General features: G+C 41.3%; 8 protein-coding genes and 1 pseudogene. 4 read left to right on the forward strand and 5 right to left on the reverse strand.

The genetic code is table 11. From position 1 onward, the window contains the following. A pseudogene (locus lacNas_RS02315) lies at positions 1–315 on the reverse strand (RNA-guided endonuclease InsQ/TnpB family protein); the annotation flags it as partial. A gap of 341 nt (positions 316–656) precedes the next feature. Between lacNas_RS02315 and lacNas_RS02320 the strand changes: the two are divergent. Both lacNas_RS02320 and lacNas_RS02325 read left to right on the forward strand, forming a co-directional pair. After that, positions 657–1,304, forward strand: a complete 648-nt coding sequence (locus lacNas_RS02320; RefSeq protein WP_201330858.1) for a deoxynucleoside kinase — start codon at positions 657–659, stop codon at positions 1,302–1,304. A 21-nt stretch (positions 1,305–1,325) separates the two neighbouring features. Beyond that, complete coding sequence (locus tag lacNas_RS02325) at positions 1,326–2,024, forward strand: deoxynucleoside kinase (protein ID WP_201330851.1); 699 nt, start codon at positions 1,326–1,328, stop codon at positions 2,022–2,024. Between the two features lie 137 nt (positions 2,025–2,161). On the opposite strand, the gene lacNas_RS02330 is transcribed toward lacNas_RS02325, so the two are convergent. The 4 genes from lacNas_RS02330 to lacNas_RS02345 all read right to left on the reverse strand — a co-directional run bounded on the left by lacNas_RS02330 (position 2,162) and on the right by lacNas_RS02345 (position 7,170). Continuing rightward, complete coding sequence (locus tag lacNas_RS02330; protein ID WP_201330852.1) at positions 2,162–3,535, reverse strand: IS4 family transposase; 1,374 nt, start codon at positions 3,533–3,535, stop codon at positions 2,162–2,164. A 173-nt stretch (positions 3,536–3,708) separates the two neighbouring features. Continuing rightward, positions 3,709–3,957, reverse strand: a complete 249-nt coding sequence (locus tag lacNas_RS02335) for a hypothetical protein (RefSeq protein WP_201346545.1) — start codon at positions 3,955–3,957, stop codon at positions 3,709–3,711. 734 nt (positions 3,958–4,691) lie between these two features. Next, a complete protein-coding gene (locus lacNas_RS02340; protein WP_201330853.1) occupies positions 4,692–6,815 on the reverse strand; it encodes a glycoside hydrolase domain-containing protein in 2,124 nt (707 codons plus the stop codon). 160 nt (positions 6,816–6,975) lie between these two features. Then, positions 6,976–7,170 carry a hypothetical protein gene (locus lacNas_RS02345; RefSeq protein WP_003611908.1) on the reverse strand — a complete coding sequence of 65 codons (195 nt, stop codon included), beginning with the start codon at positions 7,168–7,170 and terminating at the stop codon, positions 6,976–6,978. Positions 7,171–7,336: 166 nt separating this feature from the next. Between lacNas_RS02345 and lacNas_RS02350 the strand changes: the two genes are divergently transcribed. Continuing rightward, entirely contained in the window at positions 7,337–7,957 is a 621-nt protein-coding gene (locus tag lacNas_RS02350) for a LexA family protein (protein WP_201330854.1), read from the forward strand. Between the two features lie 829 nt (positions 7,958–8,786). Next, the coding region (locus lacNas_RS02355; RefSeq protein ID WP_201346546.1) for a transporter substrate-binding domain-containing protein at positions 8,787–9,429 on the forward strand (643 nt) is incomplete at its 3' end.

Genomic DNA, 9,429 nt, shown 5'->3' on the forward strand with positions numbered 1-9,429 from the left:
CCAAACCGCGGCTACTTCTTTAAGTGTCTGTTGAGCACATTGAACAGTGGGCATCTGACCATAAAGCATAAGCTCATTGGCATTTCTTTTATTCTTGAAGATCCTGTCCAAGCCCTCATAATAAATCGATCCTTTTCTCTTGAAAAGGGCTTGTCTGAGCTGATACAAAGCGGCGTTATAAATCTTATGAGCAATTTCTGCCGCACGGTCAAGCTCTGGAGTAGCCTTGATGTAATACTCACTGGCCAATTGGTCAATGAGTTCATTATTTCTCGGAATTGTCTTTTGTTTTTCCTTTCTTTTCGCTTGGACCATTTTCGTTTTACCTCCTTTCCTAATAATTCATCCACTGGCCTTAGTGTTACTTGTTCGAAAAGTAATATAGATCACTGACTGTCTTTGGATTATTTCTATGATTTTAAGTTCTTCTACATTCTCGTACCTCTGAGAATTATTATATCACGCCTCATCGAACTGAATACGAACAAAAGGTAAAGAATTGATTTATTCTGTCAAAAGCAACAGTATGGACTAATTTGACTCAAAATTGTCTATTATATAAAAAATCTTTTTGGACAAAAAGCTTGCTAAGGTACTATATCTTGCAATAAACTATTAGAGCAACGTAGATCTAGTATAGTATGAATAGAAAGAGTGTGATCACCGTTATTGTCTTAAGTGGCCCAATTGGAGCCGGCAAATCCAGTTTAACCAGTATCCTCGCCAAGCACCTTGGCTCAACAGCATATTACGAAGAGGTCAACAACAATCCAGTTCTGCCTTTGTACTACAAAGACATGAAGCGGTACACCTTCCTCTTGAACACCTACTTCTTGAACAAGCGGCTGGCTGAAATCAACGCTGCCGCCGGCAACCACAACGACGTTTTAGACCGGTCCATCTATGAAGACCTGCTCTTCTTCAACATGAACGTCGACAGCGGGGTGGCCGACCCGACTGAATACCAAATCTACCACGATTTGATGGACAACATGATGGAAGACGTGCCAGGCAATCCGCGCAAGAAGCCGGACCTCCTGATCTACATCCACGTCTCCCTTGACACCATGCTCAAGCGGATCGGCAAGCGGGGCCGGGAGTTCGAACAGCTCGACTCCGACCCGAGCTTGAAGGAATACTACCAGAACCTCCTGCGCTACTACGAGCCCTGGTATGAACAATATGACGTTTCACCAAAGATGATGATCGATGGTGACAAGTACGACTTTGTCGACAACATCGATGACCAGGACCTGGTTCTGGACATCATCGACAACAAGCTGCGCGAAATCGGTAATTTATAGTTAGTTGTTAGAAGGAACGTGATGACCGTTATTGTATTAAGTGGGCCCGTTGGAGCCGGTAAATCCAGCCTAACCGCAATTCTTTCCAAATATCTGGGGACCAAGCCTTTCTACGAAAGCGTCGATGACAACCCTGTCCTCCCGCTCTTCTACAAGGACCCCCTGAAATATACTTACCTGCTGCAGCTCTTCTTCTTGAACACGCGCTTCCACAGCATTAAAAAAGCCCTCAGCGACGACAACAACGTCCTGGACCGGTCCATCTATGAAGATTCTCTTTTCTTCCATATGAATGCCGACATCGGCCGGGCCAATGACCTGGAAGTCCAAACCTACGATGAGCTGCTGGAAAGCATGATGAAGGAACTGGAGCGGATGCCTAAGCGCCATCCTGACCTCCTGGTTCACATCAATGTTTCCTATGAAACAATGATCAGCCGGATCCAGAAGCGGGGCCGGTCTTACGAGCAGCTCAGCTTCGACCCGACTCTGGAAGACTACTACAAGCGGATGCTCCGCTACTATGAGAAGTGGTATGATGACTACAACTACTCGCCGAAGATGATGATCGACGGCGACCACTACGACTTCATGGCCAGCGAAAGCGACCGGACTGAAGTCCTGGACCAGATCACCCAGAAGCTCAAACAGGTTGGCAAGCTGCCAAAGAACTGGCATGCCGGTGAAATTGCGACTGAATCAATTGAATTTTCATCTTAAGAAGCTCCCCTGGCGGCAATGTCATTAAGTTAAGGCATTGACTTTGAACAGGGAACCGCTTTGAGACACTCATCTAAGTTAGGTGGGTGTCTTTTCTGCTTTTTGGGTATGACAAATAAGCATCGATTGACTGTTTTTTACGAAATTCGATAGTTTAAACTAACAGAACCTTGAAACCGTAGAGGTCTTGGATATTGTCTACCTTTTCGGACTGGATGATGATAAGCTTCTATTTCTTCGATCATCTGCTTTGAATTGCCTATCATGGGCGTTGTATAATATCGGTGAACTATGTTGGCCGCCTCTTTAAAATCTATCTCATGAGGCCATTTTCTGTGAGCATCAGCTATCCGGCAAAGGGATATGATTCTGTTGACCGCGTTAAACATAATCAGCTGAGAGTACAACTCGATTTCTTGAAACGCTGGTTTTTTCGAATGAAAACATACTGCACCGAGATCATACTTTAGCTTGCGAAATGAGCTCTCAATATCCCAGCGCAGATGATACAGATTTCTCATTTCACTAAGTGGGAAGTCACTCGGGCTTAGATTAGTAGCCAGTACTTCCCACTTAGTCTTTCCCAATAGTGGGTCGTTGATCTTAAGTTTAACGATTCTGCAGTGGACCGGACAAAAGCTTTCAAAATCCCAGTGCGCTGTACGGTACTTAGGTGAATATTTGTCCTTATAGCGACGATTCGGGGCATTGATCTTGTGATACTCTGGATGAAGCTTCTTTCGCTTGGCGCTATTGGTGATGTTAAACGTCATCTCAAGATCGCATTCTTGATCGGGAAGAGCGCTGATTTCCCGAATAGCACTTTTACCTTGAGTTTTTAGACGGATAACATAGTTGCAGTTAGCCAGTCGATTGCCATGCTCGAAAGGATTGAAGGATTCATAGCCACGATCCATCAGTACGATATAGCGGTGTTGAAGTCTTAAGTTCTGAAGCATGTGCACAGCCGCACTGCGTTCATCCATACTCTTTCGTGATTGCAATAAGCAGTCTAGGTAACAACAATTTGCGATATCGTAAAGGATATTGGCATGAATCAAACATGTGCCTTTGGTCGTTAATTTATTATCGTCCGAAGGCTTTTTTCTTGTCTGAATATTGCATAGAAACATTGAATTCTTATCATACGGCAAAGCAAAGTCACTACCATCAATTGCCAGCAGCCGATAGCCATGATACAAAGCAGGCTGTTTCAAAGTTGAATTGAATTCATACAGAATTACCTTAAATAATCTAGGGTTAACCTTAGCTTTCTGCTGTTCGTAAGCCGACGCGGTCATTCGCTTAGAGGGCTTAGGAAATGCGTCAGCCAGCTCCTTGTTCAAGCAGTTTCCTTGTATGGCAAGAGTGGTCTTAATGAATGTCTTAGCATCCAGTTTTCTTTTACGCGTGAAGTCTTTGCTTGGATGATAAACAAAGTAATTGATACATTCGGCAGCCATGTCTGTAACAGAATCAAGCTGTCTTAGGACTTGATGCTTCTTAGTCATGAAAATACGCCACCTTTGATAAAATTTCTAACCAAATATAGCGTAAAGCGGTTTCAAAAATTAAGTAAAAAAACACTCATCAAACTTAGATGAGTGTCCTAAAGCATTCCCCGTTCAAAGTCAATGTCTTAACTTAATGACATTGAGCATCGAGGTGCTCTGCGTTTTGCTTTCTATTCAACTTTTTCTAGTAATTTACTGTCGACGATTTTCTCGATTTGCGCTACATCTTCGTTAGAAAGCTTGAATCCTTTTTCCTGCAAGATGGCAACAATTGAATTAATGATGTTCTGCTTTTCCTGATCAGAAAAGCCAATCCGGCGGTACAGGGCAACGTAGTCTGCAAGAACTTGCTCTACTATAGTAACAATTTGCTCTAGCTTTCGGTTCTTTACATGGATTCGCCTTAAGATAGTTAACAAAGCTAGGCTAACGAGCCAGATGGCAAACGCAATTAATTCTGGATATACACTTATATGCTTTTCACCTCAGTTCTTGATAGAATGTGCTAAAATCAAAACATAAATTAATTTTTCAAGAGGTAATTATGGATACTACTAATAGCATAACCTTTACTAGCAAGCTAACATTCTGGGATAAGTTTAAATGCTTTTATTTGCTACACCTTTGCAGTCTTATTTTTTTAATACGATTTCAAAAGAAGTGGCAAAAGATTCTTATTTATCTGTGGTATACCAGTGTTTGTGGCTTTTCACTTGCGATTCTTGTTGTTTCCTATCCTTTTGTCACCATTAAAATGTTTATTGATGTCTTTTTAACGCTATCTTGTTTTTCGTGGGTACCAGCTATCACTGCATTCCTAATTTCACTAAAGTGCCCATCTATTATAAATCTTAAGCTTTCACCCGATAATAATTTAGGAAGAGCGCCTATAGTAAAAATAGGTGATTCAAATTCACAGATAGTATACTTAAAAAGTTCTTTACTACTTGATACTAAGAATTTCTATTTGATAATGTGCCCAAATTATTTGCCAAAGCATAAAAGCAGAGTATTCTATAGCTTCATTTCCAAAAGCCAAAACACTACAGCGCTATCTAAAGTCAACTTTATAGCTTCCGTAAAACCACATTTTAAAAAATTCATCAAGTTGCATATTTGATGTTAAAAAATACGAACTTATTAGTCTGGGATTCTAACCTACTAACAACCCGGTAAACAATTGTGGAATAAGATCTAATAAGACTGAAAGAGTCCCTCCACTAATAAAAATAGATACTCCAGCTATTGCAACAACCGTTGAAAAGCCAATTAAGGTCTCCCATGATTTCTGATCAGTTTGACTTTGGGTTACGAGCTTCGGAACATCAACGTTTGGAATTTTCGTGCCAGTAAATAGATCTGTTGGCTTTGAAGTGACAGTGATAACTACAGACAGTTCATTATCCAATTGCTTATCCTTAGCTTCTAAAATATGGTAGATAAATTTAAGCTTGCTTTCACCAGAGTTGTTAATCGAAGCTTCTATCGCCACGTTACCATTGGTAATGCTTGCGCTTGAGATCACCTTATTTGCTTCGTTTACAACCGCATCAACACCATTTCCTTTAATATGTCCTGAAGTTTGAAGCCAACTTGCAAAACTAATTGAGTCTAACTTACCATTTGAAACAGTAATTGCAGGAGTTTCATCAGCTACTGACAGCGAATTAACCAATTCCACTGAAATTTTTAGTGATGGGGTATTTACGAATTCAAGCTTCTTGTTAAACTCAACGGATACCGACTTACCAAGACCCTTTAGTACATCAGCTGCTACTTCCCTATAAGAAATAGTACCGTATAACTGTGGAACAAACTTATTAACACCGGCATCTTTGCCAGAAGCTGCTACTTGGTCAATATCCGTGCTGCCAATTGGATATTCAGTAAACTGGTCAAAAGCCCAATTTGTTGGCATTCTAAAGCCAAGATTCCCACTCCAACCATAGGACATATCCGCCACGAAGCTGTATTTCATCCCAACTTCTTCGCCGTGGAGGCAGACATTTCTAGTGCCATAAATACCTGGTTCATATGGACTGAGCTTCAAGGCATCGATGATCCCTCTCATGTAAGGAACGACTGTACCTTCAATGTCACCATCCTGAATATCAACGTCCACTGCAAAGTAAATTGTTGTTTTACTTGGAAAGCCTAGCTCAGCTGCTTTCTTTGCAGCAGTAATCCCGTCTTGATAGCCACGGTTTCTACTAAAGTATTCGATTTCATACCCACCGTCTTCATAGATTGGAAAGACTCGCAATCCGGCATCAGTAATCCGCTCCAGCTCATCAGACGTTAAGTATTTGCTCCTCTTGCTTGCACCAGTACCAACCGATCCTGTTAGGTATCGACCAATGACGCTAAAACCATATCTCTTAAAGTTGGCAATATCCTTATCAGTAAGCTGTGCTGAGGTATCCAAGGCAATTGAATCACGATCAGTATTACCGTTACTAGTTAACAGTCCTTTGATAACAGAAAGATCAGACTTGCCAGTAAATGGCGGTAGATTCATAAACTTACGAAAAGCAATTACGGCACTAGCCACATCGGCGTCATACTTGCCATCGCAATCACCATCATAAAAACCATTAACTAGCAAACCGTATTGGATCACCCGAACCACTTCACCGCTAGCACCTTCACTAACCGTTGGCGTTGCTGCTACAGTACCTGGACCATAATTGCCATTAGCACCTGCTACGCCAATTGCCTTTTGCAAGGCAAAGATCAAAGCTGTATTGGTTGCTCTTTGATAGATGCCATCACAGGGTAAAATCCCCAACTCATCGCCATACTTACCATTAAGATACTGCTGCATTTGTCGAACTTTTGACTTGCCTTGACCAGGGATTAAAACAAAAGCACTCATATCAAACAATGCAGCCATTAAATTAACAGTAAGCTGACCATTGGCAGTAATCCCCGCATCGCCTTGCAAGCTCTTAATAGCGGTAGTTAAATCACTGTCAAAGCTATCCGTAAAGTTATTAGGACTGATCCCTTTGCACCAAAATGCACCCTTAACCAACTTGATGATATTGCCATGATAGCCACGCTTTAAGTCGCCAATTTTCGCACTTAAAGCTTTTTTAGTGCTATCGCCAAAGCCTTCTGCAAGAGCAGTAATCCCCAATTCGTGTTGCAAGCCTTCTCTTAAGCTATAAATTGTTGGCCAACCAGTTAAGCCATTTTCTGGTGCCTTTTTAAAACCAGATACCTTGCCATAGGTTTGATTAAGCCAAACCTGTACATCTTTTACTCTTTCGTCCATTTTGATATTCTCCTTTATTTTTTCTACTGATTACTACGGCATCGTTTTAAGTAAGAATCACATCACTATCACCTCCTTTCAAACAAAAAAGCCGGAGCTATTACTTGCGCATTTAAACGCTTAGTAATAACTCCGGCTATTTAGTATCTCTCTTTCGGATCTATTGCTCGGTAGTGTAACTATTTTTACGTGCTTGCATGACTTCATTTAAGAAGTCATCAACTAAGATAGTCCTTCTGATTCTTTGGTATTTAAACTCTAATAGCTCAGTTCCATCATCAGTTTTGATGTAGTTGCAAATTTTCGTTTTTATTCTTCCCTTAGATCTTGGATCCCGGATATCAATCTCCTTCATTTTTGATCCCCTTCCCTTCAACTATATTTTAGTACCAGTTTGTTGTTTATACTAGCTTTATGTACTAAATGTACTACGTATTTTTAGTTCGGTCAAGAGAAAAGTTGCTAAAAGTACTAAAAAGTTGTAGTATGGAATTGAAAGATTTAGTGAATAGGTAAATAAAATGAAGATTGGGACTAAAATTAAGCAGCAAAGAAAAAAGAAGGGCTTGACCCAAAAAGAGTTGGCGTCAATTCTAGGTCTTGGCGGGGTAAGCACGGTAGCATCTTGGGAACAAGGATTAAGCAACCCACCAGCTAAAAGAATTCCAGCAATTGCTGATGCACTAGATATTTCAGTTTCAGAGCTACTAGGTAATGATGATGCAAAACCCAAAAACTTAGTTGATTTAGCAGATGCCAAAGTCATCAGCATCCCTATCCTGGGAACTATCGCCTGCGGTAAGCCAATTTTTTCTGAAGAAAATTACGAAGGGCATTTAAACAAGGTCTATTTTGGCGATCCACCAACTGGAGAACTATTTGCCTTAACATGCCAAGGCGATAGCATGGCGCCATACATCCTTGACGGCGATAAGGTAATCGTCAGAAAGCAAGAAACGGTAGAGAATGGTGAAATTGCAGCTATTTTAATTAACAATGAAGCTACGCTAAAAACTGTCAAATATGTTGGCGATAAAACCCTTTTAATCCCTAAAAATGATGCCTACGACCCTTTAGTGCTGACACCAGATAATCAAAATCAAGTACTAGGTAAAGTTGTCAGCATCATTCGGGATATTTGATGTTGAAAAAATACAGAGACCAGAAATGGTGCTCTGTGTTTTTCACCTCCGTCCTTTTTAGAATATGCTAAAATCAGAATATAAATTATTTTTCTAAGGGGTACTTATGGATACTACCGAGAGCATAACATTTACTAGCAAGCTAACATTCTGGGATAAGTTTAAATGCTTTTATTTGCTGCACCTTTACAGTCTTTTTTCTTTATATAACATAAAAAATGGCAAAGAATATTAGGGCATCTAATTTACATTTTCATTTGTATTATCGTAGCTATCACACTTTTTTCAGACGCTGACCTTAGCTCGAAACTTTTCGTAATTTTCTACTTTCTCTCTTTTTTCTGCATTCCCGCAATAACATCGTTTAAAGTTGCGAGAAACATTCCTAACAACTTACAACTTATTCTTACCCCGGGAAACGCAACTGAGACCTCTAATACCCCAAGTTTAAAGGTTCTTTATTCTGATACCAGAATTGACCGCTTCAAAAATGCAATCTTATTTGACACCACTAATTTCTACATCCTACTGCTAGTGCTCCAGACTAAAGCATTCCCCGTTCAAAGTCAATGTCTTAACTTAATGACATTGCCCCTGACGGGGGCTTTTTTATTTAGGTCAAATTCCTTGTTTAGTTAGTTTTTGGCCACTTAGAATGAATTATTTTAACTATTTTCCTATTCTTACTTTAAAAAGAAAATTGGTACCGGTTGCTTTTGGTTGAAGATGAGCTGAATAAAATGAGCAGTTTTTTAAAAACGTGATACAATATTGGCAATCTGTTTTTTTAGCGGAAGAATTTATTTATGAAAAAGGGTGAAACGATTACATGCATTTAAAGAAACTTCGCAAACTTCTCCTGCTGCCGGTCAGCCTGCTGATTGCCGCGCTTTTCCTTACGGCGCCAAAGGCCCAGGCAGCCAGCAAGAAGACCTATATCATCGGGACCGACCAGACTTTCAAGCCCTTTGAAATTCAAGACAAGAACGGGACCTACAATGGCAAGAACCCCGGGATCGACATCGAAATCCTCCGGGAAATCGCCAAGCATGAAAAGTTCAAGTACGAGCTGAAGATCATGTCCTTCAACGCCGACGTCCAGGCCCTGCAGTCTGGCCAGATCGACGGGATGATCGCCGGCATGAGCGTGACCAGCGAAAGAAAGAAGACCATCGACTTCAGCAACTCCTACTACACTGACGGGGTCTGCCTGGCCGTGGCCAAGGACAGCAAGATCACCAGCCTGAAGGAGCTCAAGGGCAAGACGGTCAACGTCAAGACCGGGACTACTTCTGCCATCTACGCCAAGTCCGTCCAGAAGAAGTACGGCTTCAAGCTGAAGTACTACACCAACTCCAACACTTCCTGGGCTGACGTCAAGGCCGGCAACGCCGATGCCTGCTTCGACGACGGCCCGTCCCTACGCTACGGGATCGCCAACGGCACCGGCCTGCGCATCGTCGGCAAGCAAG

Origin of the sequence: Lactobacillus nasalidis, assembly GCF_016587775.1 — a bacterium.
GTDB classification, from domain to species: domain Bacteria; phylum Bacillota; class Bacilli; order Lactobacillales; family Lactobacillaceae; genus Lactobacillus; species Lactobacillus nasalidis.

Bases quoted from the DNA above. Each gene is read 5' to 3' on its own strand.
- lacNas_RS02325 (WP_201330851.1), top strand. From the start codon at position 1,326: ATGACCGTTATTGTATTAAGTGGGCCCGTTGGAGCCGGTAAATCCAGC.
- lacNas_RS02330 (WP_201330852.1), bottom strand. From the start codon at position 3,535: ATGACTAAGAAGCATCAAGTCCTAAGACAGCTTGATTCTGTTACAGAC.
- lacNas_RS02340 (WP_201330853.1), bottom strand. From the start codon at position 6,815: ATGGACGAAAGAGTAAAAGATGTACAGGTTTGGCTTAATCAAACCTAT.
- lacNas_RS02345 (WP_003611908.1), bottom strand. From the start codon at position 7,170: ATGAAGGAGATTGATATCCGGGATCCAAGATCTAAGGGAAGAATAAAA.
- lacNas_RS02350 (WP_201330854.1), top strand. From the start codon at position 7,337: ATGAAGATTGGGACTAAAATTAAGCAGCAAAGAAAAAAGAAGGGCTTG.